Origin of the sequence: Melghirimyces profundicolus (assembly GCF_003054245.1) — a bacterium.
Classification (GTDB): domain Bacteria; phylum Bacillota; class Bacilli; order Thermoactinomycetales; family DSM-45169; genus Melghirimyces; species Melghirimyces profundicolus.
In genome coordinates this window covers 41,896-65,798 of sequence record NZ_QBKR01000010.1, presented here as the reverse complement: position 1 = coordinate 65,798, position 23,903 = coordinate 41,896, and the positions used below count along the sequence as shown (strand labels likewise).

General features: G+C 58.2%; 26 protein-coding genes. 1 reads left to right on the top strand and 25 read right to left on the bottom strand.

What is annotated here, in order from left to right:
• Positions 1–12 precede the first annotated feature (12 nt).
• The 5 genes from bshB1 to C8P63_RS08615 form a co-directional block, all read right to left on the bottom strand.
• Positions 13–711: a bacillithiol biosynthesis deacetylase BshB1 gene (gene bshB1, locus C8P63_RS08635; RefSeq protein ID WP_108023221.1), complete on the bottom strand. Its 699-nt coding sequence runs from the start codon at positions 709–711 to the stop codon at positions 13–15.
• Between the two features lie 17 nt (positions 712–728).
• Positions 729–1,130 carry a methylglyoxal synthase gene (gene mgsA, locus C8P63_RS08630; RefSeq protein WP_108023219.1) on the bottom strand — a complete coding sequence of 134 codons (402 nt, stop codon included), beginning with the start codon at positions 1,128–1,130 and terminating at the stop codon, positions 729–731.
• A gap of 353 nt (positions 1,131–1,483) precedes the next feature.
• The gene (locus C8P63_RS08625) at positions 1,484–2,485 is read right to left on the bottom strand and encodes a D-cysteine desulfhydrase family protein (RefSeq protein ID WP_108023217.1); all 1,002 of its coding nucleotides are present in this window, start codon (positions 2,483–2,485) and stop codon (positions 1,484–1,486) included.
• An 11-nt stretch (positions 2,486–2,496) separates the two neighbouring features.
• A complete protein-coding gene (dapB, locus tag C8P63_RS08620; RefSeq protein ID WP_108023329.1) occupies positions 2,497–3,300 on the bottom strand; it encodes a 4-hydroxy-tetrahydrodipicolinate reductase in 804 nt (267 codons plus the stop codon).
• Positions 3,301–3,363: 63 nt separating this feature from the next.
• Positions 3,364–3,705, bottom strand: a complete 342-nt coding sequence (locus C8P63_RS08615; protein WP_108023215.1) for a nucleotide pyrophosphohydrolase — start codon at positions 3,703–3,705, stop codon at positions 3,364–3,366.
• A 222-nt stretch (positions 3,706–3,927) separates the two neighbouring features.
• Here C8P63_RS08615 and C8P63_RS08610 point away from each other — a divergent pair, with 222 nt between their 5' ends.
• The gene (locus tag C8P63_RS08610; protein WP_108023213.1) at positions 3,928–4,764 is read left to right on the top strand and encodes a YitT family protein; all 837 of its coding nucleotides are present in this window, start codon (positions 3,928–3,930) and stop codon (positions 4,762–4,764) included.
• Here C8P63_RS08610 and C8P63_RS08605 read toward each other — a convergent pair.
• From C8P63_RS08605 to aroB, 20 genes are all read right to left on the bottom strand, one after another.
• On the bottom strand, positions 4,761–5,567 hold the full coding sequence (locus C8P63_RS08605; RefSeq protein ID WP_170109575.1) for a sporulation protein YpjB: 807 nt from the start codon (positions 5,565–5,567) through the stop codon (positions 4,761–4,763). The genes C8P63_RS08610 and C8P63_RS08605 overlap by 4 nt on opposite strands.
• 156 nt (positions 5,568–5,723) lie before the next feature.
• Positions 5,724–6,389, bottom strand: coding sequence for a DUF1405 domain-containing protein (locus C8P63_RS08600; protein ID WP_108023208.1), 666 nt, complete (start codon positions 6,387–6,389; stop codon positions 5,724–5,726).
• A 76-nt stretch (positions 6,390–6,465) separates the two neighbouring features.
• Complete coding sequence (locus C8P63_RS08595) at positions 6,466–7,275, bottom strand: menaquinol-cytochrome c reductase cytochrome b/c subunit (protein ID WP_108023206.1); 810 nt, start codon at positions 7,273–7,275, stop codon at positions 6,466–6,468.
• A 27-nt stretch (positions 7,276–7,302) separates the two neighbouring features.
• On the bottom strand, positions 7,303–7,974 hold the full coding sequence (gene qcrB / locus C8P63_RS08590) for a menaquinol-cytochrome c reductase cytochrome b subunit (RefSeq protein WP_108023204.1): 672 nt from the start codon (positions 7,972–7,974) through the stop codon (positions 7,303–7,305).
• A gap of 2 nt (positions 7,975–7,976) precedes the next feature.
• Positions 7,977–8,501, bottom strand: a complete 525-nt coding sequence (locus C8P63_RS08585; RefSeq protein ID WP_108023201.1) for a Rieske (2Fe-2S) protein — start codon at positions 8,499–8,501, stop codon at positions 7,977–7,979.
• Positions 8,502–8,638: 137 nt separating this feature from the next.
• Positions 8,639–9,106 (bottom strand): DUF2487 family protein, encoded by a 468-nt coding sequence (locus C8P63_RS08580; RefSeq protein WP_170109574.1) that lies wholly within the window; start codon positions 9,104–9,106, stop codon positions 8,639–8,641.
• Positions 9,107–9,165: 59 nt separating this feature from the next.
• Positions 9,166–9,717, bottom strand: a complete 552-nt coding sequence (locus C8P63_RS08575; RefSeq protein ID WP_108023197.1) for a ReoY family proteolytic degradation factor — start codon at positions 9,715–9,717, stop codon at positions 9,166–9,168.
• Between the two features lie 146 nt (positions 9,718–9,863).
• On the bottom strand, positions 9,864–10,994 hold the full coding sequence (locus C8P63_RS08570) for a hypothetical protein (RefSeq protein WP_108023195.1): 1,131 nt from the start codon (positions 10,992–10,994) through the stop codon (positions 9,864–9,866).
• Positions 10,995–11,378: 384 nt separating this feature from the next.
• Positions 11,379–11,921, bottom strand: coding sequence for a hypothetical protein (locus tag C8P63_RS08565; protein ID WP_108023193.1), 543 nt, complete (start codon positions 11,919–11,921; stop codon positions 11,379–11,381).
• Positions 11,922–12,107: 186 nt separating this feature from the next.
• Positions 12,108–13,385, bottom strand: a complete 1,278-nt coding sequence (gene aroA / locus C8P63_RS08560; RefSeq protein ID WP_146172148.1) for a 3-phosphoshikimate 1-carboxyvinyltransferase — start codon at positions 13,383–13,385, stop codon at positions 12,108–12,110.
• A 510-nt stretch (positions 13,386–13,895) separates the two neighbouring features.
• Positions 13,896–15,053 (bottom strand): prephenate dehydrogenase, encoded by a 1,158-nt coding sequence (locus C8P63_RS08555; protein ID WP_245920794.1) that lies wholly within the window; start codon positions 15,051–15,053, stop codon positions 13,896–13,898.
• The gene (gene hisC / locus C8P63_RS08550) at positions 15,001–16,095 is read right to left on the bottom strand and encodes a histidinol-phosphate transaminase (RefSeq protein ID WP_108023191.1); all 1,095 of its coding nucleotides are present in this window, start codon (positions 16,093–16,095) and stop codon (positions 15,001–15,003) included. The genes C8P63_RS08555 and hisC overlap by 53 nt, the downstream gene beginning before the upstream one ends.
• A 106-nt stretch (positions 16,096–16,201) precedes the next feature.
• A complete protein-coding gene (gene trpA, locus C8P63_RS08545) occupies positions 16,202–17,062 on the bottom strand; it encodes a tryptophan synthase subunit alpha (protein ID WP_245920793.1) in 861 nt (286 codons plus the stop codon).
• Positions 17,010–18,233 (bottom strand): tryptophan synthase subunit beta, encoded by a 1,224-nt coding sequence (gene trpB, locus C8P63_RS08540; RefSeq protein ID WP_108023187.1) that lies wholly within the window; start codon positions 18,231–18,233, stop codon positions 17,010–17,012. The genes trpA and trpB overlap by 53 nt, the downstream gene beginning before the upstream one ends.
• The gene (locus tag C8P63_RS08535) at positions 18,214–18,870 is read right to left on the bottom strand and encodes a phosphoribosylanthranilate isomerase (protein ID WP_108023185.1); all 657 of its coding nucleotides are present in this window, start codon (positions 18,868–18,870) and stop codon (positions 18,214–18,216) included. The genes trpB and C8P63_RS08535 overlap by 20 nt, the downstream gene beginning before the upstream one ends.
• On the bottom strand, positions 18,867–19,652 hold the full coding sequence (gene trpC / locus C8P63_RS08530) for an indole-3-glycerol phosphate synthase TrpC (protein ID WP_108023183.1): 786 nt from the start codon (positions 19,650–19,652) through the stop codon (positions 18,867–18,869). Before trpC ends, C8P63_RS08535 begins: the two co-directional genes overlap by 4 nt.
• Complete coding sequence (gene trpD / locus C8P63_RS08525; RefSeq protein WP_108023181.1) at positions 19,642–20,667, bottom strand: anthranilate phosphoribosyltransferase; 1,026 nt, start codon at positions 20,665–20,667, stop codon at positions 19,642–19,644. The genes trpC and trpD overlap by 11 nt, the downstream gene beginning before the upstream one ends.
• A 28-nt stretch (positions 20,668–20,695) precedes the next feature.
• Positions 20,696–22,210, bottom strand: a complete 1,515-nt coding sequence (trpE, locus tag C8P63_RS08520; RefSeq protein WP_108023179.1) for an anthranilate synthase component I — start codon at positions 22,208–22,210, stop codon at positions 20,696–20,698.
• 215 nt (positions 22,211–22,425) lie between these two features.
• Positions 22,426–22,809, bottom strand: coding sequence for a chorismate mutase (gene aroH / locus C8P63_RS08515; protein ID WP_108023177.1), 384 nt, complete (start codon positions 22,807–22,809; stop codon positions 22,426–22,428).
• Positions 22,806–23,903, bottom strand: a complete 1,098-nt coding sequence (gene aroB, locus C8P63_RS08510) for a 3-dehydroquinate synthase (protein ID WP_108023175.1) — start codon at positions 23,901–23,903, stop codon at positions 22,806–22,808. Before aroB ends, aroH begins: the two co-directional genes overlap by 4 nt.

The window sequence follows — 23,903 nt, the reverse complement described above, 5'->3', positions numbered from 1 at the left end:
TCCTCCCTTGCTTTAAACCAAACCATTCAGGGGAATCGGCTGGGCAGTGACCAGTCCTTCCCCGTGGGTGGTGCCGATTTGATGTCCCCAGATCTGGTCGCGTCCCTCCACCATTGCGAGATACGTGGGGCGGTTCAACGGCGTCTCCGTTCTTCCGGGACCCGGCACAAACTGGCTCTCAAAAGCCAGGATCGCCTCTTTTTTACGGGGGTATTCCTCAGTGATGTCAACGATGACATCGGCCTTCCCCGTTTGGTTGATAAAATAATAAAACAGTTGCTGCACCCGGTGGGGTTCCTGTCCGTCTTCCGCCGCTTTCTTCCCCACGGCGGCATCGAAAACCGCCTCCTTCACCAACCGGCTGCAGGCGGTGTGATCGGGATGACGGTCATCCCAGTGGGGAGCCAGCACCACCTGAGGGCGGAGCCGGCGAATCAACCGGACCATTTCGTCGATCTGCTCCCGTGTGCCGGTAAGCCCCCTGTCGGGAAATCCCAGCCGATATCGGCCGGCCAGCCCCAAAATTTCCGCCGCCCGGTCGGCCTCCTGCCGGCGGGTGGGGACATCGCCGTTGGAAGAAAGCTCCCCGTCGGTCAGATCGCAGATCGCAACCCGAATACCCTGGGCGGTGTGACGGGCAAGGATCCCCCCCGCCCCGATTTCCACATCATCGGGATGAGCTCCAAAAGCCAGAATTTTCACTTGTTCCATGATTGATCTCCTTTATCTTACCGTTCTTGGATCAAGGTTCTCCATTCAAAATCTCCTTGTTGGATCGAACGGATCAGCACTTCCGCCGCCGCCAGATTGGTCGCCACCGGAACGTTGTGCACATCGGCCAGGCGCAACAAGGCCAGGATGTCCGGCTCATGGGGTTGGGCCGTCAAGGGATCCCGCAGGAAGATGACGCAATCCAGACGGTTTTCCGCCATCAAAGCGCCGATCTGCTGATCCCCGCCCAGCGGTCCCGAGAGAAAGCGGTAAACGGAAAGGCCGGTGGCCTCAGCGATCTTCATTCCCGTTGTTCCCGTCGCATACAACGTATGGCTTTTCAACAATTCCCGGTAAGCGATCGTGAATCGAATCATTTGCTCCTTCTTTTTGTCATGGGCAATCAGTGCGATCTTCATCCCGTCCCCTCCCGATCTCTCCGAGGTGAAAGATGCGTGAAAAAACCCACCCAGTAGTGAATCGCCTACCGCGCGGGAACAACTGCGTCCGTTGAATCACCTATTTGTGAATCGATTTCATTATATTCGATTTCGAGAGGCGAAATCAAGAAACCGCGGCTTTTGGAAGTTGCGGACTCTGGATGTCAAATTGTTTGTGATACAAACTGGTTTTCGTATTCAAAGGCCGATTTTCTGCGCTTGGTATGTACTCCAACGTGATTATTGTTTGTTTCGCAAACTTGTTTACCTTGAAACCGTCGATTCGGGCAAAAAAAAATAAACCCCTGCGGGGGTTTATTTGACACTCCTTTTTATCTTTGGGATCCGTCCTGGGTAAAGGCGGACGCGTGGGTGAAAAGGGCCGGCGATCCCCCGGTGTGCCAGAAGAGGACGGACTTGTCCGTCCAGTTCTCCCGTCGGGCCAGATCGATCAATCCGTGAAGCGCCTTTCCGGTGTAGACCGGGTCGGCCAGCAAACCCTCCGTCTCCGCCAACAGACGGATCGCCCGGATCCCTCCTTCCGAAGGCACGCCGTATTTGGGACCGATATAGCGGTCGGTCACGTGCACCTCCCCCTCGTTCACCCGTTCCGGACGATCCATCCGTTTCAGGACCCCGTTGGCCAGTCCGATCACTTCCTCCCGGAGCACCGGCTCCTTTTGCCAGACACTGACCCCGATCAGGTGAACGGGAGCGGGGAGAATCGTTTTTCCGGCGAGAAGGCCTGCCAGGGTGCCGCCGCTGCCCGCCGCCAACACCACCGTGTCGATGGAAGGCAGGTTCCGGCGAGAGACTTGAGAGCGCCATTCTCTCCAGGCTTCCACGTACCCGTAATCTCCTGTCGGAGTGGATCCTCCCACAGGGATCACGTAAGGCTTTCGGCCACGGTCACGGGCAATGGCCGCCTTTTTTTCCATCTCGACCAGCAGGTTTCGGGAGCCGTAAACCCCGGTGAGAAACGTGGTCGCACCGAACAACCGGTCCAGGAAGAGATTTCCCTGTTCTTTTCCCCGGTGCCGGCCCGCAAAACACAACCAAGTCTCCAGACCAGCTTTTCTTGCCGCGCCGGCGGTTAAACGGGCGTGGTTGGACTGGGGGCTTCCCCCGGTTATGATCAGATCGCAGTCTCCGGATTTCGCTTCCCCGAGGAGATATTCCAACTTCCGCAGTTTGTTCCCGCCGAGGGCCACGCCGGTCAGATCATCCCGCTTGATCCAGAGCGCTTTCACCCCGATCCGGGCGGCCAACCTCGGGAGAGGCTCCAGGGGCGTCTCTCCCCACAGCAGGGGAAAGCGGGGAATGGAATTACCCATCGGCTGTCATCCTAAAGCTCCATGAGGTTTTCCAGACCATAGATGAGACCGGTCCGGTTCATCACTTCTTCTACGGCCAGCTTGACCCCCGGCATGAAGGATTCCCGGTTCATCGAGTCGTGGCGGAGGGTCAAGAGCTGCCCCGGACCCCCGAACAAGACTTCCTGGTGAGCCACCAGTCCCGGAAGCCGCACACTGTGAATGCGGAAACCCTGTCGGTATCCGCCCCGGGCCCCATCCAGAATTTCTTTCTCTTCGGGATGCCCCTGCTTTTTCTCCTCCCGTTCCCGGGAGATCAATTCCGCCGTTTTCATCGCCGTGCCGGAGGGGGCATCCAGCTTTTGATCGTGATGCATTTCAATGATTTCCACATCGGGCAGGTACTTGGCCGCTTTGGAGGCGAAAGCCATCATCAGGACGGCTCCCACGGCAAAATTGGGGGCAATGATCCCGCCCAAGTCCCGCTCACGGCATTTTCGGTCCAAGTCCTTGATTTCCTCTTCGGTCAGGCCCGTGGTGCCGACCACGGGCCGGACTCCGGCATCGATCGCCAGTTCCATGTGGCGTTTTACCGTTTCCGGAGTGGTCAGGTCAATCAGCACATGGGGCTGTCCCGCTTCCAGGGCGCTTTCCAGGGAGTCCGTCAGTGTCACCCCCAGTTCGCCCAGACCGATCACCGTGCCCACATCTTCTCCTTTCCGGCTGCGGGCGACGGCTCCCGTCAACTTCAGATGTTTTTCCCGCGTGATCATCTTGACCGTCTCCCGGCCCATCCGGCCGGTGGCACCGGCGACGACGATGTGAATTGGATTCATCTTGCCGCGCATCCGGCGGAATGTCCGCCGAATGCACCTCCCTCCCTTATGCCATGATATGGTTTATGTAGCGTCCTCCGGATCAACCGGGGTCCAACGGTCGGCATCCCGGGTTTGATACTTTTCCATGACCAACCGGAAAGATTCATCCAGGTCGATCTCCAGTGAGTTGGCGAAACAGATGAGGATGAACAGCAGATCTCCCAACTCCATCTCCATGCTGCGATCCGGCTCCGTCGCCTTTTTGGGTTTCTCCCCGAAGCGGTGGTTCACTTCACGGGCCAGTTCCCCCACTTCTTCTGTCATCCGTGCGAGCATGGACAGAGGATGAAAATACCCTTCTTTGAACTGGGATATATAGCGATCCACTTGCCGCTGCATCTCTTTCATCGTTGTATCGTCCATCTTCCCCCCCCTCTCAATCCCCCTCCATGGTAACCGATCCGGTCGGGGAAGACAAACTTATCAAGAGGACGGGTGACATGTGCTCCCTTGACCGATAATAAAAAAGCCGGGGTTCAACGCGACTCATCGCCGGAACCCCGGAGGGTGTTATAATAAAGCGGGAATTCAGAGGTGTGATTGATTTACATAAGAATCGCTCCCGTACACTAAGGAGGTTCAGAGATGGAGAAACACGTCAAACCCGTCCTGTTGATCATCCTCGGATCCTTCATATTCGCTCTGGGGGTGAATTACTTCGCCATCCCCAACAAACTCTCCGAAGGCGGCTTCACCGGAATCTCTCTCATTCTGTATTATTTGTTCGGATTCTCTCCCGGGGCCGTGATTCTCGTTCTTAACATCCCCCTCTTCGTCGTGGGGTACAAAGTGTTCGGCAAACGGACGCTCATTTATACGATCTTCGGTACGGTCGCCGTCTCTCTCACTCTCTGGCTGACCGAAGGGAACTATAAACCCGTAAACGACCCGTTGCTCGCCGCTCTCTACACCGGCGTGTTGGTCGGAAGTGGGCTCGGCCTCATCTTCCGAACGGGGGGCACCACCGGCGGCGTCGATATCATTGCCCGCCTCGGAAACAAATACCTCGACTGGAGTATCGGCCGGACCATGTTCCTGTTTGACCTGGTGGTGATCTCCGTCTCTGCTTTCTTTATCGGTCGGGAAAAAGCGATGTACACCGTGGTGGCCGTTTTTGTGGGGGCCCGGGTGATCGACTTTGTGGTGGAAGGATTGGACACGGCCAAAGCCGCCACCATCATCTCCAACTCCGCCGTCTCCATCTCCGACAAAATCACCCGGGAGATGGATCGCGGGGTGACTCTGTTGAAAGGAAGGGGAGGCTACACCGGTTCCGACAAAGAGGTCCTTTATGTGGTGGTCGGCCGGAACGAATTGACACGGATGAAACAACTCGTCCATTCCGTCGACCCTTACGCCTTTGTTGTGGTCCATGATGTCCGGGATGTGCTGGGAGAAGGATTCACCTTCGACAAAAGTTAGCTCCTTCGGTGAACAAAAACCCGTGACTGCCGGTATTTTTGCCAGCTGACATAGGTCAGAGCACAGGCGATGATCCCTCCGAGAGTCAACGCTGCCTTGGGCCAGGCGGGCATTCCCGTATGGGCCAAAGCCAACACATCCTGTTCCTTCCCGTCAATCAGCGGACGGATCATCCGCTCCCACTGTTTCAGGGTGGACGTCAGGAGGGCCGGTTTCATCGGTTTTCGGCCGGCCTGACGTTCAAGGGAATGAACAAGGGTGCTCACCGCACCCACCGTTTCGGGGTTTCTGGAAACATACAGGGCCGGTTCCACCGTCCGGTAATGACGCACCAATGTTCCGACCGCGGAACGAACCGTCTCCGGGCGGTTTTTTTTCATCCTTTGTTTCACCGACGTCACATCATCCTTCCACACCGACTCGTATTGGTGCCACAGCGGTTGACGGGGGTGGGCCAGGGCATCGAATGCCAGCATCATCCGTTTCGAGGCGACCAAAAGCCGGTCGGGGCGGGGCATCACCCTCACCAGTTCCCGGTCCAGCTCCACCAATGTATCCGACAGCGCCTCCATTCCCTCCACCGACAGACGGATACGGGAGAAATCGCCGTTGGAAAAGCGATCCGCCAAATTTTCGAGTTTCCCCTTCGCCCGTTCCAGCTCCCCCTTTTCCACAAGACGGTGAATTTCCACCGCCTCATCCGCCCAATGCTGCACCGGACTTTCTTCTTTGCCCAAGACCGCCGCCGGTGTGAAAAGAATGAAATGCACCAGGACGACACCGGCCAACAGAATCCGAGACACAACATCCCCTCCCTCCGGACAGAACCCGTTTATATAGATCCTATGCAGGGCCTGTACAAACATGAGAAAGAGCCGATCTTTCCCCCGTTGAAACAGAAACGGACCCTTGCGGGTCCGTTTCTGTTTCCCGGACTTCTGTTTGCGATGCAAACTTGTTTATATATTTCGCTTCCTTCTTACTCCCAACCAATACGGATATTCCCGTTTCCGCTCTTCCCGGTCCGGCAGGACCAAAGCGGCGAAAAGGAGGAGACTGGTCAGGCTCATCCCCACCGTGAAAACGGCGACAACGGCTTCCGTCCCCGCCAGGGACGCGGGAAGCCAGGGATGGAGGTCCAGGCCGTAGTCCACCGCGTCATTCAGCAGCGTCCAAGCGCCGACCAGAAAAAGCTCCCTGGCGCCAAAGGTGAAAAAGCGGCTGTAAAGAATCCCTTCAAAAGCCATTCCCAGATGGGAGCCCATCAGCATCCAGTCCGTCCAGGTCAGGGATTCGAGGAAAGGATCCGGAGAACGAAGAGCACCCGCCAGGATCATCACGACCGCCCAAATCCCGTACTTGAACAGGGTGACCGCACCGAAGGCTTCCCAAAACGGGCTTCGTCTCCGGAACACATACAAAAGGAGCACCACCGTGAACACCGCACTCGCCGTGGGGCTGTCCGGAACGAAACATTTCCACCAACCGGGCGTGGCCGCCAATTGATTCTTGTACCAGTAGAAACCGTAGATGCTTCCCAGAAAGTTGGCCATCAGCAAAAGCCACAGGAATCGTTTGCGGTCCAGTTCCCCCGTCAGACGGTTCCACCACCAGGGGATGGGCATGGACTCCCCCCTCTCTTTTGCTCGATGTAAAAAAGACCCGATCCCGAAAGGGACCGGGCCCGGGAGATTTTCGCCTTTACTGTTGCGATTCCTTTTCCTCCGGCGGATCCTGGTTGGCCAACCACTCCGCCAGCTGTCGTTTTTCTTCTTCGGTCCCCTGGAACATGCCCGCGGGCATCTGCCCTTTCCCTTCGTTTATGATCTTGAGGATATCTTCCGTGGTGTAGGCATCGCCGATTCCGCGGAGCGAAGGGCCCTGCAGGCCTTCCAGCTTTTGACCGTGACAGTTGACGCAGGCGTTGTTCTTGTAGATCTCATAAGCGGGATCCTCTGGATGGACGATTTTCGCGTCTTCACTGTCCCCTTTCGGTTGGGAAGCCAATTGCTTTTCGTGCTCATCCCAGGCAACCCAGGTCAGCACGACGATCGCCAAAAGGGACAACAGCGCAATCCCGGTGCTCACCGGCCGTTTGACCGGACGGCGCTCTTTCCCGCGGTCCAACCAGGGAGCGAGGAGCAATCCGCCGAACAGGAGACCGGGAACCACCACCGTCCCTATGACCACAAAGGGACCGGAAGCCCACTTAAACTTCAGCAGTTCATACAGGAACAGAAAGTACCAGTCCGGAACCGGAAGGAAGCCGGTATTGGTCGGATCGGCCTGTTCCCCCAGCGGCGGTTCATGGGCCATCACCAGCGCCATGAAACCGACGAGAACGACGACGGCCACCATCCATTCCTTCAGGAGGAAATTCGGAAAGAAAGCTTCCGTCTTACCGGGAAACTCGGAATAATCCTTGGGGACCATCTTTTCGTTCCGTCTGGCCACCCGGGAGTCACCGACAAAGTGGACCTGTTTATCCTTGCCGTCATGATTGTGTGCCATCTGTTTGTTTTCCCCCCTAACCTCGGCTTATAACGGCCCCGAAATCCCTTGCTTCCGAATCAGGAAGAAGTGGGCGCCCATCAATCCCAACAGGGCGGCGGGGAGGAAAAAGACGTGCAAGGCAAAGAACCGCGCCAGCGTCTGCGCCCCGACGACCTCTCCCCCCTGAAGAAACGTGGCGAGGGCGCTGCCGATCACCGGGACGCTGGCCGCAATCTCAATGCCCACCTTGGTGGCGAAATAGGCTTTGTTGTCCCAGGGCAACAGATACCCCGTAAAGCCCAGCCCCAACATGGTGAAGAAGAGAAGCATCCCGATCACCCAGTTGAACTCGCGGGGATGTTTGTATGACCCCGTGAAAAAAACCCGAAGGGTATGCAGGAACAGCATCACGATCGATACGCTGGCCCCCCAGTGGTGCATCCCCCGGACGATTTGGCCGAACGCGATTTCATTTTGAAGGTAATCGACGCTCTTCCACGCATTTTCGATGTCCGGAACGTAATACATCGTCAGAAACATGCCGGACAGGATCTGGATGACCACAATAAAAAAGGTTAACCCACCAAAGCAGTAAATGAATGCCGAGAAATGGTGAGCCGGGTTGACGTGTTCCGGAACTTCATGGTCGGCAATGTCACGCCACATGGGGGTGATGTCCAATCGTTTGTCCAACCACTCGTAAGCCGCTTTCAACATGATCAGGCACCTCCCCCGCGTTGCTTAATGGGACCCAAAAGGAGTCTCCCGCCTTCCACTTTGGTTTCGTAAGTATCGAGCGGAGCGTTGGGCGGGGTACCGGGAACATTGATCCCGTCTTTGGTGTAAAGACCTCCGTGGCAGGGGCAGTAAAACTGATTTTGAAAGCCGCCCCCCTCCCATTTGACGGTGCACCCGAGGTGCTTGCAGATGGGGGAAAGCGCCAGGATCTCTCCACCGATTTTCAGGACCCAGGCTGTCGCCTTTTCCCCGCCTTCTTTCTGGTACCAGCCGTCTTTCCGTTTAATGAAGAATTCGACTTTCTTCGGTTCTTTCCCGAATTCCTCCACCGGTCCGACGTCTTCAAACTCGGTTTCTGTTCCCTTTTGCAGGAGCGGGTCGACAGCAAAGCGGATCATCGGGTACAGCACGCCGGACGCGAGAAAACCGCCGGTACTCGCGATGGTGTAAGTCAAAAACCGACGGCGTGACATCCCCGGCTTCCGCTGGCTTTCTTTTTCGCTCAAGACTCTTCCGACCTCCCTCTATGCGACATAACGTCCAACCGGACCGGAACCATAAGGATTACTAGGACATACTCATGATAGCCAACCCGTCAAAGCAATGTCAAGAACGGGCCGGAACTCCTCTTGCGCGATCGGTACTACTTTTTCCTGAAATCCCTTTCTTCATTCCGCGAGTTTTGTTCCCAATGAGTGACGATCTGTTGGACAACCGACTCGGCCAGCTCTTCCGCCGGGATCCGACCTTCCGGCGGAAGAGTGAGAAGCTCCCACGGATCTTCCCTTTCGGCCTTTAACCCATCGCGGTAAAAATCCGGCGCGAGCAGAAAGAGATGATGGAAACCGCTCTTGTGCAAGTCCTGCATGATCGCTTCCACATATCTGCGAAGAAGTCCGATATCCTCCACCCCGTAGGGAATCGCCGGCAGCAGGAGCAGTCGCCCGGTCAGTGACCGTTCCGTCCGGTCGGCCACTTCCCGGATTTGCTCGGCTTCCCCCAAGTCCGGTTGTTTGCCGGGAATCCGCACGCTGTACAGAGGGATCAAAAGGGAATCCACATAGGGAGCCCATCGGTACCAATCCGCTTGGTTCAGGCTGGAAAGCCGCATCTGCATCCCTCCCCGAAAAATGAAAAAAAGCCCGGCGCCTGCCGGACATTATATCGGATTTAATACCTGTTTTCCACAATCTCCAACCATTGTTCGGTTAATTGTAAGAATTGCTCCTCGTCCCCGTTTTCCAACGCCGCGTCAATGCGCCGATACAGTTCCTTCTTCCTGAAGTCGCGAACCGATTCATCGAGGATCATCTCCGCCAGCAAACCAAGCAGGGTGTCCTGAACAAGATCTTGTCTTTCCATGGGATTAACCTCCAATACGGCGGCATATTCGGGACACGTTGACTTATCTTTGAAACTGAGGCTGATATAAAGATCCTCTTTCTTGTTGGATCGGAGATCGTAGAAAGCCGTTTCGACGTCGGCACTGACCCGCTTGTTTTTGGTGAACCGAAAGGGCGTCATCCGTACGCAACGGGTGGAAATCAGAAGCGTTTTCGACAAATGGCGCAAACTATCCACAAAATGGGTTCGTTTGAGCAGTTGATCATCGGAACAAAGGTAATTCAGAAGCCAAGCTGCCTCACGCCTCGCGAGCTCATATCGATTCAAAAACCACTGAATGAACTCTTTTTTTTCCGAGACCGTGACACATTCGCCCATCCTCATCCCCCCATCCCGGATAGAGAATATTTTGAACTTTGTGCGATGAGTGTGATTCGGTGGATGTTATCGTATCTAATAACTATGTTTGCGGTTTTTATTTTTATTCCACAGAATCGGGGGCTTTTCCTGCCTGTGGGACAAATTTATTGAACCCCGTAAACATCCGTGTACTCGGAAGAGAGGTTGTCCTCGGTGAAACCGGAAATGCCGGCAATCCGGGCATGCCCCGACGGGTTCATCCGGATGAGAACGTCCCTGGATTCCGTTTCTCCGATGCACAAAAAACCCAGATGCATCAGCATGCGGAGGATGCGACGGAAGAGGTCTGCCCCGGATTCATAGTAAAAAGGTTGGATCCAGTGACGCACCACTTTTTCCACGGTTTCTGCCCGTTGCCACCGCTGATGGCACAAGAGATCGATCCACTTGACAATGATGGTGAGATGGGGGATCGGCCGGCGGTACAACCGGAGCCAGAAACGATAGATTTCTCCCTCCTTTTCCCGCTTTTGCTCACCCACTTTCCCCGCTCCCGCCTCGCTTAAACGCAAAGACCCCTCCATTTGGTCTTCCACGATGTACCCCTGGTAAAAGGCATAGTCATACAACAGTGAAAACCGGTCGGGGTACTGATGGTAGCGTCTCCCAAAGCCGAAACGCCACCCCTTGCCGGAAACGGGTTCCTCCGACACGTGAAAACACTTGAGGATCTGTTTTTGCTGCTGACGGTAAATGGCCCCGTCCATGGTCAAGGATACATCCTGCCGGGCAAGAAAACGGAGAAAAAGACCCAAGTCTTCTGCCAACAGGCCTTCTTCGTTCCGATAGGCGGCGGGCACCGGCTCTTCCGATCCGCCGCCGTATTTCTCGGCGAAAAGCTTCAGGAATCGGCGCCGGAGATCATCGGGAATCTCGAAAAACGTTTTGTTTTTCCCGGAAACCCCGGGAAAAAGCCAACCCTTCCGGAGACCGAGAATCACCAGGTCCCGGGGAGACTCTTCATCGTCGCAGGTCAAGGATACCCGCCCTTTGCCCAGCAACTCTTCCCGGCTGAATACGCTGCGGGAATCGAAAAAGAGCTGCTGAAGGAATCGAAATTCGGCGGAGTCAAGGCATTCCATCTCCCCTTTCAGCCGGGAAGAGCCTCCCAGGTGATACAGGAGCGAGGTGATCAGCCCGTTCTTGGAGTGATCATCTCCCCCGCATCCGTAATGAAACGCCATTCGTTTTAAATGATCAATGTCCGCATAGGTAAGCAGATCGGCAAAATTCATTTCGAAAAGCCCCTCATTTTCCGCTCCAAACCTTTTCCTGTCCTTAGCATGGCTGATTGGTAAGCTTTGCATACATGCAATCGCACTATGTTTGCTTTGCAAACTTGTTTACAATTTACGTTGGGTTTTAACCAAAAAAAAACTCCTTCGCGGAGCCTTAGCCTTATCCATTTTGAAGCGGTGTTCCCGGCTCACTTCCGACCATTTCGACGGAATCGTCAACCCCGGGTCATCCCGGCATGTCCCTGATATTCGGAATTTGGAATAAAAGATTCGACAAAGGCCTGAGTCGCCACGTGACCCGCTGATGAACCGTAATCCATTCCCAGAGCGGGTTGACCGGTTCGATTGAAGTGCTTGATCGCCGGGAACCCCGCCGGACAATCACGGGGCCGAATCCTTCCCAAAGGTTTTCCGGTCCGGATCCGGCCAACCGCCCCGGGGCGTTCCGATTCTTCGGACCCGTTCTTCCCCCTCCACCTTGACCCACCTTCCCATCAGGAACAACAGGCAGGAAAAAGCGGAGACGGACAGAGGATCCATTTCCCACCGGTCGGGGGTGAACAGCTCCACCCCGTCCCCGATCAACGCTCCCCAGGCGGCCGGGATTCGATGCCACCACCAGGCATGGGAATTCTCCCTCAGAAGAAGCGGCAGAAGCAGGGGAAGATGGACAGCCAAAAACACCCCCAGTGAAGACACCGGCGCAAGCCCGTATATGTATTTGGAGGAAGACCCCAAGCCGAGATACAGAAAACAGGTGATCACTCCCACCACGATCAGGATCCACTCCAACATCGCAGAAGCGGTATCTGCAGCGGGAAACCACTGCCAGATGAAGAAGGGAAACACCCACTCTTTCAGTGCGGCGACCGACGCCAACACGAAACCCATCTCCATGGCCAATCTTGCGGCTCTTCCCCTCATAATCCTCCCCCCTGTTGTTACGCTTATGACAGGTTGGACAAAAAAAGAACCGCCCGTTCCGGGCGGTTGCACCAATGTGCCATAATGGATAGGAGTGGAGAGAAACCATACTATGCATTTAGTATAAGCAAGCAAACCGCTGGTGTCAACAGCATATTTACAATATTCTGATTCAACTGTCTTCTTTCACAGTCGCGAAAACAATTCTTCAAATCCGGGGAACGAGACATTGATCGCCTCCGCCCGTTCGACGGTAACGCCTCCTTCGGCCACCAGACCGGCCACCGCCGCGGCCATGCCGATCCGGTGATCTCCGTGGCTGTCGCATCGGTTCCCCTTCAGTCGGGTCCCTCCCCGGATGATCATCCCGTCATCGGTCTCTTCCACCCGGGCCCCCAGATTTCGAAGCAAAGCAGCCGTCACCGCAATCCGATCGGTTTCCTTTACCTTCAGCTCAGCCGCATCCCGGATGACCGTCTCTCCTTGAGCCTGGGTCGCAACCACCGCGAGAACCGGGATCTCGTCGATGAGCCGGGGAATCATCTCTCCCCCCACCTCCATCCCTTTCAAAGAGCTGTGGGAGACGATAATATCGCCTACGGGTTCCCCGCACCATTCCCCCGAGTGACGGATCTCAATCTCACCGCCCATCTGACGAAACACATCCAGGATCCCCGTCCGTGTCGGATTGAGGCCCACGTTCCGGATCCTGAGGCGGCTGTCCGGTGTGATCAACGCCGCTGCAATGGGGAAAGCAGCCGACGAGATGTCCCCCGGCACCCGGACGTCCCGGGCGAAGAGGGTTTGCCTCCCTTCCACGGCAACTCCCTTCTCATCCCGCTTCACCTTCACGCCGAAGGCGGTCAGCATCCGTTCGGTATGATCCCGGGAAAGGGCAGGCTCTTCCACCCGGGTGATCCCTTCCGCCTGCAATCCGGCCAGAAGGAGACAGGACTTGACCTGAGCGCTGGCGACGGGGCTTTGATGGTGGATTCCCTTCAACCCTCCCCCCCGTACCGAAAGAGGGGTGAAGGAGCCTTCGGCACGTCCCTCCACCCTCGCACCCATCAAACGGAGCGGCCGCACCACCCGGTCCATCGGACGACGGGCAATCGACTCGTCCCCCGTCACTGCGGCGTGAAAGGGGCGACCGGCCAGGATCCCGAGCATCAGGCGAATCGTGGTTCCGGAATTTCCCACATCCAGCACCTCGCGGGGCTCCTTCAGCCCTTCCCAGCCTTTTCCCGTGATCACCAGGGAAGTGGGGCCCTCCTGTCGGATCTCCACCCCCATCTTTCGGAAACATTCCATCGTGCTTAAACAATCCGCACCGGGAAGAAATCCGTCGACCCGGGTCGTCCCCCGGGCGACGGAACCGAACATGACGGCGCGGTGGGATATCGATTTGTCCCCCGGGACACTGATCGTCCCGGACAACCTGCTTCTCTCTTTCATCCGCAACAAGCCCATTCCCGGTCCTCCCTTGAAGTGATGTGATTTCATGTTCGTTTCGAGAAAAGGGGAAGCGTTTACCCAAAATAGCGACTTTGCTGTCCTGCCCAGCGGAGAATCAGCCTGCATGGGCGTTCAGGGATAAAAGCTTCTCTGTGTTGCATCCGAAGGCGTTTGCCCCTGCCCGCAACAGGATGATTCGGAGCGGACAGTGCAACCACCTCTGCAGGACAGCATAGCGAGACCGGGGAGTGCAAGCGACCCAGGCGAGACTTGTGCTCTGTGAGTGCATAGCGCGACCGGGAGTGCAAGCGACCCAGGCGAGACTTGTGCTCTGTGAGTGCATAGCGCGACCGGGAGTGCAGCGACCCCAGGCGCGACTTGTGCTCTGTGAGTGCATAGCGCGACCGGGAGTGCAGCGACCCCAGGCGCGACTTGTGCTCTGTGAGTGCAGCCGGAGCGGCTTTGGGTAACTGCTGCCGCTCACTTTTTCACAACGCTTCTTGGGTTCAATCGATTGGATCATTCAGAGGTGAACACCTGGTACCCTCCGGCTTTCAACCGTTTTTCCGCTTTTTCCCTCTCCTCTTCGGTATTCAAAACCAACCGCAATACACCGGCCCGGTCCTCCCGATTTTCCATCACCCCGATATTGCGCAGATTGATGCCCTCTTCCCCCAAAAGATGCGCCACCCCGGCGATCTCTCCGGGAATGTCGGGAACGTCGACGTAAATTTCGTGGGCGGGCGGGATCATTCCCGGTTTCCGGCGTTCCGGAAGTCCTTCCCTGGCTTCCTTCGCCCGGCGGAAAAACCCTTCGATCCGCCCGGCATCGCTGTTGTGAACCGCTTCCCGGATCCGGCGCATCCCCTCGGTCCAGTCCTCCAACAGGTCCAGCACCGCCTCCCGGTTGCTGAGAAGGATATCCCTCCACATCACCGGATCGCTTGCCGCCACCCGGGTCAGATCCCGGAAACCTCCCGCCGCCAGGCGATGGAACCATTCGTTGGAAGCATTGTAGTCAGCCACCTGATTGACCAGGGCTGCCGCCAAAATATGGGGCAGGTGACTGATCGCTCCCACCACCCGGTCATGATGTGCCGGATCCATGATGACCAGTCGGGCACGGGTGGCCTTCTCCAGCAGGCGGCTCAGTTTCTGAACCTCGGACAACGGCGTGGCTGGAATCGGGGTGAGCACATAATAGGCGTTTTCAAACAGGAGGGAACTGGCCGCCTGCACACCGGAACGATGGGACCCGGCCATGGGATGCCCTCCGATGAAAGTGGCCCCGAGACGGGAAAGCCGGCCGGCGTGTTCCACGATTTTTCCCTTGGTACTCCCCACATCGCTGACAATGCAGGAAGGCTTCAGGGGAAGCCCCGCCAGCCATTCCAATAGCCCCGGGGCACTCCCTACGGGAACCGCCAGAAAGATCACGTCCGCTCCCTCCACGGCCGGCTCCAGTTCTGTGTGTCCCCGGTGAACCACCCCGGAGGCTTCGGCCAACCGAACCGACTCCGCCGAAGAATCATAACCGTGAACTTCCATGTCCGTCCGTTCCTTCAGGCAGAGGGCAAGGGAGCCGCCGATCAGACCCGTCCCCAATACGGCTGCTTTTTTCATCTTAATCCCGCCGTTTCCCCAGGCATTGGGCCAACTCATCCAAGAAGCGTTCATTCTGCTTCTCATTTCCGATCGTCACCCGAAGGTGGGTCGGGTAACCCAGGGCCGCTCCGGACCGAACGATCACGCCTTTCCTGAGCAGGCATTGAAAGACCTCTTCGGCCGGACGGCCGGTATCCAGCAGAAGGAAGTTCCCTTGGGAGGGGAAGTGGGGAAGCCCCCATTCGTCCAGCTGGGACTGGATTTGTTTCATTCCATCCCGGTTGGCCTCAAAACAGCGACGGACAAAGTCTTGATCCCCCAGTGCGGCAAGGGCGGCCCGCTGGGCGAGCCGGTTGGCGTTAAAGGGTTCCCGCACTTTGTTCAACTCCGTCACCACCGCTTCCGCGGCCACCCCGTAACCGATCCGGAAGGCGGCCAAGCCGTAGATCTTGGAGAACGTGCGAAGCACGATCAGCCGGGGATCCCGGTCGAGAAGGGACACCGTGTCAGGATAAGAGGGATCGTCCACATATTCATGGTAGGCTTCATCCATCACCACCAGGACATCCTCCGGCACCTCGGCCAGGAAAGACTCCAGCTCCTCCCGGCGGATGATCGTGCCGGTGGGGTTGTTCGGATTGCAGATCCAGACGATCCGGGTCCGTTCCGTGATCGCACGGGCCATTCCCTTCAAGTCGTGAACCCCGTTTTTAAGAGGCACCTCCACGGGAGTTCCCCCTTCAATCACCGTCTGGGTTTTGTACCGGGGAAACGTGATATCCGCCATGACCGCCTCATCACCGGGTTCCATAAACGTCCGGGCGATCATCTGGACCACTTCGTCGGACCCGTTGCCGAAAATCAGCTTCGAAGGAGCCACCCCGAGATGTCCGGCCAGTTCCTCCCGAAGCTCCGGGGCCAGGCCTTCCGGATACATCGCCGTAAAAGATTCCTCTTCCTTGAGGCTCTCCCAAACCTTCGGAGAACAACCGAAGGGGTTCTCGTTGGAAGCCAGCTTGATCACTTCGGAAAGCCCCAGTTCCCGTTTCACTTCTTCCAGCGGTTTTCCCGGCTGATAGACGGGCAATCCCACCAAGGTCCGTTTCGGTTTCATCGATCGGTTCCTCCCCACTCTTCATTTTCTCTCTATCTTACAATACGTTCGTCCAAAAGCCCAACGGAAAAAACGTCGATGCCCGTCCAACAGGACGGGCAGGGTCTCAGGTCCGTGAGGCCACGGTGGATCGGGGTTCTGCCAACTCCCGGACAAAGCGCCGGATTCCTTCCAACGCTTCCTCCCGGCGTGCGGGATCGAAAAAGGCCTCTCCCGCCCGTTCCACTTCCCGAACCAGGGCACTTCCCACGACAGCCGCATCAGCATGTTTCAGAAACCGGCGGACATGTTCCGCTTTGGATATGCCGAATCCCACCGCCGTCGGCACCGGACTCCACTCTCGCACGGTATCGAGAAAATCGTCCACTCCGAGGTCAAACCGGCTGCGAACTCCGGTGGTCCCCAGGCTGGAGACACAGTAGACGAACCCCTGAGCATCGGAGACGATCCGGCGGATCCGCTCCCGGGAAGTGGGAGCCACCAGCGGGATCAGGTCCACCCCGTGGACCCGGGCGGACTCGGCGATTTCCCGCCCCTCTTCCCATGGGAGATCCGGGATAATCATCCCGTTTACCCCCGCCTCCGCAGCAGTGGTGATCAAGGCTTGCGGTCCGTACTGCAGGATCGGATTGTAATAGGAAAACAGAACCAGCGGCGTCTTCACCCCGTTTCTCCTCGCTTCACAGGCCAGCTCAAGCACCGTGGACAGGGTGACTCCGTGGACCAAAGCCCGTCCGGATGCAGCCTGGATCACGGGACCGTCGGCCAGGGGGTCGGAGTAGGGGACCCCCAGTTCGATCGCCGTCATCTTCTCTTCATCCAGAATTCGGATCAGCTCCAGGGTCGTGCCAAGATCCGGGTCCCCCGCGGTGATAAAAGGAATCAAGGGACGCCGGCCGGCCGCCCGGAACGCTTCATCCAACCGCATGGCCTTCTCCCTCCAATCCTTGGCGGATCGATTCCACATCCTTGTCTCCCCGACCGGAGAGGCAGATGACCACGATGGACTCCGGTTTTCCCTTTGCGGCGATTTTAACCCCTTCCGCCACCGCATGGGCCGATTCCAGCGCGGGCAAGATCCCTTCGGTCCGGGAAAGCAGCCGGATGGCTTCCAGTGCTTCCCGATCCTCTGCGGTCGTGTAGCGTACCCGTCCCGTCTCTTTCAGGTGGGAATGTTCCGGACCGACCCCCGGATAATCCAAACCCGCCGAGATCGAATGGGCGGGGAGCACCTGGCCGTGAGGGTCCTGCAGGAGATAGGTGAGCGACCCGTGGATGACCCCGGGGCTCCCCTTCGTCAGGGTCGCTGCGTGTTTTTCCGTGTCCAGCCCTTCCCCCGCCGCTTCCACGCCGTGAAGGCGAACTCCGGAGTCTCCGAGAAAGGCCGTGAACATCCCGATGGCGTTGGAACCGCCCCCCACGCAGGCCACCACGTCGTCAGGCAGTCTCCCTTCCCTTTCCAGCAGCTGGGCCCGGGTCTCATCCCCAATCACACGCTGGAAGTTGCGCACCATCTCCGGATAGGGATGAGGACCCACCACTGAACCGATCAGATAAAAGGTGTCCTCCACATGGGAGACCCAGTGGCGGATCGCTTCATTGGTGGCGTCCTTTAACGTGCGGCTGCCCGAAGTGACCGGGATCACATCCGCCCCGAGAAGCTCCATCCGAAACACGTTCAGCTTCTGCCTTCGGACGTCCTCTTCCCCCATGAAGACTTTGCACTCCATCCCCAAAAGGGCGGCCACCGTCGCCGAGGCCACGCCGTGCTGTCCGGCCCCGGTCTCGGCGATCAGTTTTCTCTTGCCCATCCGCTTGGCCAGCAACCCCTGACCCAGCGTATTGTTGATCTTATGGGCTCCGGTATGATTGAGATCTTCCCGCTTCAGATAGATCCGGGAACCGCCAACCTGTTTCGTCAGCCTCTCCGCCAGGCTGAGGGGAGTCGGCCTTCCGGAATACTCGCTCAAAAGCGCCTTCAGTTCTCCCTGAAATTCCCCGTCCGAACAGGCCTCCCGGTAAGCTTCCTCCAGCTCGTCCAGAGCCGTCATCAGCGTTTCGGGGACGAAGCGACCCCCGAAGTTGCCGAAGCGACCGGGGGCACCGGCCTGAAGATGGTCAATGGACTCTACGGTCATGCCGTCTCACCCTCTCCACAAATCGCTTCATTTTGTCCCGATCTTTTTCTCCGTTCGTCTCCACCCCGCTCGAGGTATCCACCCCGTGCGGGAGATGCTCCGTCAGCAGGCGGTTCACATTGTCCGGATGAAGCCCGCCGGCCACCCAGACAGGAATGCCCCAAGCCTCCCACCGTTTCTGTTCTTCCGGGAGGAGATTCCACGCAAACGTCTTCCCGGTCCCCCCCCTGTCCGTCCCGGCAACCGAATCGATCAGAACCGCATCAATCCAGCGGGCGTAAGCTTCGGGAGGGAAGGCCGATTTTTTGCCGGCGAAAAAAACTTTCACGATCCGCCCACCCAGATTTTCTTTCAGCCACCGACAAAACTCAGGCTCTTCCAATCCATGGAGCTGAATGAGATCCAGCTCCACCCGGTCCCACACTCGGAGAACTTCGTCGCGGGTCGGATTCAGGAACACCCCTGCCGACCGGATCCCGGCAGGCAGCCGGGAAACGATCGACGCCGCCCGTTCCGGGCTTACCGTCCGTTTCCGTCCGGGAACGAAAATCATGCCGGCGGCATCCGCATCGATCCCCTCCAGTTTTTCCGCATCTTCCGGGGTTTGAAGGCCGCAGAGCTTGACAAAGGTTCTCATGAGGAACCCCCCACCGTCAGGCTCTCCGCCGCCTTCCTCGGAGACTCCTGACGCATCAGGTATTCCCCGATCAAGACGCCGTGCACTCCGGCCCGGACCAAGCGGTCAAAGTCCTTCCGGGAATGAACCCCGCTTTCCCCGATCACCGGAATTCCCCCGGGAATCCGTGGCAGAAGCCGTTCCGTCACCGCCAGGTCCGTCACAAACGTTCGGAGGTCCCGGTTATTGATTCCCAACACATCCGGTTCCGCCGCCAGCGCCTTGGACAGCTCCTCTTCTTCGTGGACCTCCAGCAGCACCTCCAGCCCCGTTGCCTTCGCTTCCCTCACCAAGGTGCGGAGGCGGTCTTCCTCCAGGAGCGAAGCGATCAGCAGAACGGCGTCGGCGCCGGCCAGGCGGCTCTCCCAGAGCTGGATGGGCTCCAGGATGAAATCCTTCCTCAATACGGGCAGACGAACCGCTTCCTTCACCTTTTGAAGCGATTCCAGCCGCCCTTTGAAGAAGGTTTTTTCCGTCAATACCGAAACCGCCGCCGCCCCTCCTTCCTCGTAACCCCGGGCGGTAGCCACGGGGTCGGTATCCGGGCGGATCTCCCCTTTGGACGGAGAAGCGGGCTTCACCTCTGCAATCAAGCCGGGTTTCGCCTTCCCGTCCGTCAGGGCGCCTTTCAGGGAGCGCACAGGCGGTAAACCTCGGGCTCGTTCCCGATCTTGCCGGCTCAGGCTGATTTCCAATCGGCGGATCTCTTCCCGTTTGGTTTCCACGATCTTCTCAAGAAACATGGGAAACCTCCTTCCCGCTCCGGGCCATCTCCTTCAGTTTGGCCTCCGCCCGGCCGTCGTCGATCGCCTCGGAAACCAGGTGGATGCCTTCCTGCAGACAGCTTGCGTGGCCGGCAATGGTGAGAACCGCTCCGGCATTGGCACAGACCACGTCCCTTCTCGGACCCTTTTCCCCCTGAAGAACGGAACGGATGATCCCGGCATTCTCCGAAGGATCCCCTCCGCCCAACGCCTTCAGCGGAACCCGTTGAAGCCCCAGCTCTTCCGGTGTGATGCGGTAGGTGCGAACCGACCCGTCCCGGACTTCACTGATCTGGGTCTCCCCCGTCAGCGTGATCTCGTCGATGCCGTCCAGACCCGCCACCACCATGGCCCGTTCCGCTCCCAGGGAGAGAAGTACGCGGGCCAGGGTCTCCGTCAGGGTTGGATCAAACACCCCCACCAGCTGCTTTTTCACCCCCGCCGGGTTGGCCAGGGGGCCCAGCAGATTGAAGCAGGTGCGGAATCCCAATTCCTTGCGGGTGGGCATCACGTTTTTCATGGCCCGATGGAACAGGGGGGCAAAGAGAAAGCAGATGCGGGTTCGTTCCAAGGCCCGTTCCGCTTCCTCGGGGGTCAGCTGGATTCCCACCCCGAGTGCCTCCAGCACATCGGCGCTCCCGCTTTTGCCGGAAGCGGCCCGGTTACCGTGCTTGGCCACCGGAACGCCGGCGGCGGCAGCAACGATGGCTGCCGCGGTGGAGATGTTGAAGGTCTTCCCTCCATCGCCGCCGGTTCCGCAAGTATCCACTGCATCCGTCAAGGGACGGGGAAAACGGAGCGCCTGGGAACGCATGGACGAGGCCAGCCCGGCCAGTTCCTCCACGGTCTCCCCCTTCATGCGGAGGGCGGTCAGCGCCGCGGCGGCTTGGGCGGAGGAAAGCCGTCCCTCCATCATTGCGGACATCAGCGTTTCGGATTCCCGGCGACTCAAATCCTTTCGTTCGATCAACTTGGCTATGCTCTGCTGTACCATGCTCGGCTCTCCTTTCTGGTTCGATCGGTCATCGAAGGACGGGGCTGAACATCCGTTCCGCGAGTGTCAAAGCCCGGATCAACCCCCGTGCTTTGTTCCGCGATTCCTCGTATTCCCGTTCCGGGTCGGAGTCGGCGACCACCCCTCCGCCGGCCTGAATCCAGGCGGAACCTTCCCGGAAGTGGATCGTCCGGATCGTAATGCAAGTGTCCAGGTTGCCGGTGAAACTGAAGTAACCGATCGCTCCGGCGTAGATCCCCCGGCTCTCCGGTTCCAGCCCGGACAAAAGTTGCATCGCCCTCACCTTGGGAGCTCCGGAAACCGTTCCGGCGGGAAAACAGGAAGTGAAGCCTTTCAAAGGGGATATCCCCTTTGCCAGTTGTCCTTTGACGTGGGAAACCAGATGCATCACGTGGGAATAATGCTCCACCTCCATCTCTTCCGTCACCCGAACGGTCCCGTACCGGGAGACTCTCCCCAGGTCGTTCCGGCCCAGGTCCAGCAACATCACATGTTCCGCCCGCTCTTTTTCATCCGCCAAAAGCTCCTCGCCCAACTCCGCATCTTCCCGGGCGTTTTTCCCCCGGGGCCGGGTCCCGGCGATGGGACGGGTTTCGATCTCTCCGTCGTCCACCCGGACCAACAACTCCGGCGATGCGCCGACCACCTCTTCGTCCCCCATGGAGAGGCAGTACATGTAGGGAGAAGGATTCATCACCCGGAGAACCCGGTAAACCTCCAGCGGAGAAGGCGGCTCTTTCCATTCCCACCGCTGGGAGGGTACGATTTGGAACACATCCCCTCTCGCGATGTGCTCCTTCGCCTGCTTGACCCGGTTTAAGTACCCTTCTTTCGTCATGTTGGGGACGGCCCGGTCGAAATCGGCCTCCCCTTCGTCGGAATGGACCGGGGGAAAAACCGCCGGTGAAGGTTCCCCGGTAAGGAGCTCCTCCGTCCAGCGGTCCAGTTCCCGCAAGACGGCCTCATAAGCCCGGGAGAGATCTTCTTCGCCGGTACCCGGCGGAACATGGAGGTTGGCCACCAGCATCCACTCCTGTTTCAGGTGGTCCACAACGGCCAGGCGGTCGCAAAACATGAGATGAAGATCGCGGGAGTACGGGCTTCCGCCGCGGGGCACGGTCGGCTCCAAGTGGGTGACGGCATCGAAGCCCACATAGCCGACGGCTCCCCCGAGGAAGGGCGGCGCTCCGTCATAACGGGGGGACCGATATTCAGCCAGCAACCCCTCCAGGGTATCGAAGGGGTTCTCTGTGTGAAAGGTTCGGATCCCCCCCCTTTCCATGATCTCTGCCCGGTTTCCGGTGCACCGGAAGATCAAAAAGGGATCCGTTCCGATAAAGGAATATCTTCCCCACCGGCCCCGCCTTTCCGCACTTTCCAACAGAAAAGCGCCGGATTTTTTCTTCAGTCGCTGATACAACCGGATCGGGGTTTCCGTATCGGCAAACAGCGTTTTCATGATGGGAATGGTGGTATAATGGCGGGCGTATTCCCGCACTTCGTCAAACGGGGGGGTATACACGAGTTCTCCCTCCTCAGGTGATTCCCTTCGGAGACGGGAGACCGCGACAGAGGACGGCATGCGGGGGAAATAAAAAAGACCAAAGCACAGAGGCTTTGGTCGGATCATCCGTACGATTCCAACTCCGCTCTCCTCTGCTCGACTGTCTCCGCTCATCTCTTGTCTCCACTCAGCTCTCGGCTTAACCCATACTTTACTGGAGAACCATTTTTCTGTCAACAATCATCCGGCCCTTTTTCCGCCAGGTCGGGACGCAACCGACGCGCTTTCCCGAGATAGACGTGGCGGATCTCGGAGGGGGTCCGGTCTGTGTTCACCAGCACCATCAGCCGGATGCAGCGGCTCAGAGCGCCGGGAACATCGATCTCCGAGGCACACATCAGGGGAACCGCCTCCCACCCGGTCATCGCCCGAATCGCCCGTGCCGGAAAAGTGGCGTTCAGATCCGGGCTCATGGTAATAAAGACACTGGCAATATCATCCGGTTGGATCCGGTTTTTGGCCACGATGGCTTCCAACAATTCCCGGGTCGCGTCCAAAACCGATTGCTCCTCGTTCGCGGACACGGTCGTCGCTCCACGGATTCCGCGAACACTCATCGCTCTCCACCTCTCAGCCGGCGCAAAACCCGACGGACCGGTTCCTCTTCCACTCCCCGGACGATCTCCACCCGCCCGAGATCCCGAGGGAGGATAAAGGTGTAAGATCCTCGTTCCGCTTTTTTGTCCCGCCGCATCCGTTCCAGCAGATCGTCGTCGTCAAAATCCCCGTCCAGGCGGGTGGGAAGTCCGAACGCCTTCAGGATCCGGCGGGTTCGTTCCGCCAGGGGAGGACAGAGTCCCAATTCTTCCCCGAGCATGGCCGCACCGACCATTCCGACCGCCACGGCTTCTCCGTGGGACCAAGTTCCATAGCCGGCCGCCGCTTCCAGTGCGTGACCCAGCGTGTGACCATAGTTCAGCACCGCACGCAAGCCCGCTTCCTTTTCATCCTTTGAGACAACTTCCGCCTTGATGGAACACCCGCGCAGCACCGCCTCCGTAAGGGGTTCCGGTCGGAGTTCCATCAGGGAACCGCTGTTCTCCTCCAGCCAACGCACAAACTTCGGATCCCGGATCAAGGCGTGTTTCACCACTTCAGCAAAACCGTTGGAAACTTCCCGGCGCGGCAGGGTCTTCAGCGTGTCCACGTCAAAGACCACCAGTGAAGGTTGGTGAAAAGCGCCGATCATGTTTTTTCCCAACGGATGATTGACGCCCACCTTCCCCCCCACACTGCTGTCGTGGGCGAGAAGCGTGGTCGGCAATTGAACGAAAGGAATGCCCCGCATGTAGGCGGCGGCAAGGAATCCCGCCAGGTCCCCCACCACACCGCCACCCAGAGCCAGAATCCCTCCGGTCCGGTCCAGTCCGGCCCGGAGGCACACCGTGGTCAGCTCCTCCAACCGGCGGAGGGTTTTGGCCCCCTCCCCCGCTTCCACTGTGGCCACGTGGACGCGGTAACCCTTTGAGGCAAGCGTGGTCCGGACCCGATTCGCGTACAGAGGTCCGACCTGGTCATCGGTCACCAGCATAAGGCGCTTCTCAACGGTCCAGCCGATGTCTTCCAGGAACCGGGGCAGGGAAGAAAGCAAACCCGGGCCGATATGGATGGGATACTCCCGTTCCTTCGTGCGTACCATCAGGGTTTTCAT

What these genes read in the sequence shown, in the direction of transcription:
- bshB1 (WP_108023221.1), bottom strand. Translation starts at nt 711, where the DNA reads ATGGAACAAGTGAAAATTCTGGCTTTTGGAGCTCATCCCGATGATGTG.
- mgsA (WP_108023219.1), bottom strand. Translation starts at nt 1,130, where the DNA reads ATGAAGATCGCACTGATTGCCCATGACAAAAAGAAGGAGCAAATGATT.
- C8P63_RS08625 (WP_108023217.1), bottom strand. Translation starts at nt 2,485, where the DNA reads ATGGGTAATTCCATTCCCCGCTTTCCCCTGCTGTGGGGAGAGACGCCC.
- dapB (WP_108023329.1), bottom strand. Translation starts at nt 3,300, where the DNA reads ATGAATCCAATTCACATCGTCGTCGCCGGTGCCACCGGCCGGATGGGC.
- C8P63_RS08615 (WP_108023215.1), bottom strand. Translation starts at nt 3,705, where the DNA reads ATGGACGATACAACGATGAAAGAGATGCAGCGGCAAGTGGATCGCTAT.
- C8P63_RS08610 (WP_108023213.1), top strand. Translation starts at nt 3,928, where the DNA reads ATGGAGAAACACGTCAAACCCGTCCTGTTGATCATCCTCGGATCCTTC.
- C8P63_RS08600 (WP_108023208.1), bottom strand. Translation starts at nt 6,389, where the DNA reads ATGCCCATCCCCTGGTGGTGGAACCGTCTGACGGGGGAACTGGACCGC.
- C8P63_RS08595 (WP_108023206.1), bottom strand. Translation starts at nt 7,275, where the DNA reads ATGGCACACAATCATGACGGCAAGGATAAACAGGTCCACTTTGTCGGT.
- qcrB (WP_108023204.1), bottom strand. Translation starts at nt 7,974, where the DNA reads ATGTTGAAAGCGGCTTACGAGTGGTTGGACAAACGATTGGACATCACC.
- C8P63_RS08580 (WP_170109574.1), bottom strand. Translation starts at nt 9,106, where the DNA reads ATGCGGCTTTCCAGCCTGAACCAAGCGGATTGGTACCGATGGGCTCCC.
- C8P63_RS08575 (WP_108023197.1), bottom strand. Translation starts at nt 9,717, where the DNA reads ATGGGCGAATGTGTCACGGTCTCGGAAAAAAAAGAGTTCATTCAGTGG.
- C8P63_RS08570 (WP_108023195.1), bottom strand. Translation starts at nt 10,994, where the DNA reads ATGAATTTTGCCGATCTGCTTACCTATGCGGACATTGATCATTTAAAA.
- C8P63_RS08565 (WP_108023193.1), bottom strand. Translation starts at nt 11,921, where the DNA reads ATGAGGGGAAGAGCCGCAAGATTGGCCATGGAGATGGGTTTCGTGTTG.
- C8P63_RS08555 (WP_245920794.1), bottom strand. Translation starts at nt 15,053, where the DNA reads ATGAACGCTTCTTGGATGAGTTGGCCCAATGCCTGGGGAAACGGCGGG.
- hisC (WP_108023191.1), bottom strand. Translation starts at nt 16,095, where the DNA reads ATGAAACCGAAACGGACCTTGGTGGGATTGCCCGTCTATCAGCCGGGA.
- trpA (WP_245920793.1), bottom strand. Translation starts at nt 17,062, where the DNA reads ATGTGGAATCGATCCGCCAAGGATTGGAGGGAGAAGGCCATGCGGTTG.
- trpB (WP_108023187.1), bottom strand. Translation starts at nt 18,233, where the DNA reads ATGACCGTAGAGTCCATTGACCATCTTCAGGCCGGTGCCCCCGGTCGC.
- C8P63_RS08535 (WP_108023185.1), bottom strand. Translation starts at nt 18,870, where the DNA reads ATGAGAACCTTTGTCAAGCTCTGCGGCCTTCAAACCCCGGAAGATGCG.
- trpC (WP_108023183.1), bottom strand. Translation starts at nt 19,652, where the DNA reads ATGTTTCTTGAGAAGATCGTGGAAACCAAACGGGAAGAGATCCGCCGA.
- trpD (WP_108023181.1), bottom strand. Translation starts at nt 20,667, where the DNA reads ATGGTACAGCAGAGCATAGCCAAGTTGATCGAACGAAAGGATTTGAGT.
- aroH (WP_108023177.1), bottom strand. Translation starts at nt 22,809, where the DNA reads ATGAGTGTTCGCGGAATCCGTGGAGCGACGACCGTGTCCGCGAACGAG.
- aroB (WP_108023175.1), bottom strand. Translation starts at nt 23,903, where the DNA reads ATGAAAACCCTGATGGTACGCACGAAGGAACGGGAGTATCCCATCCAT.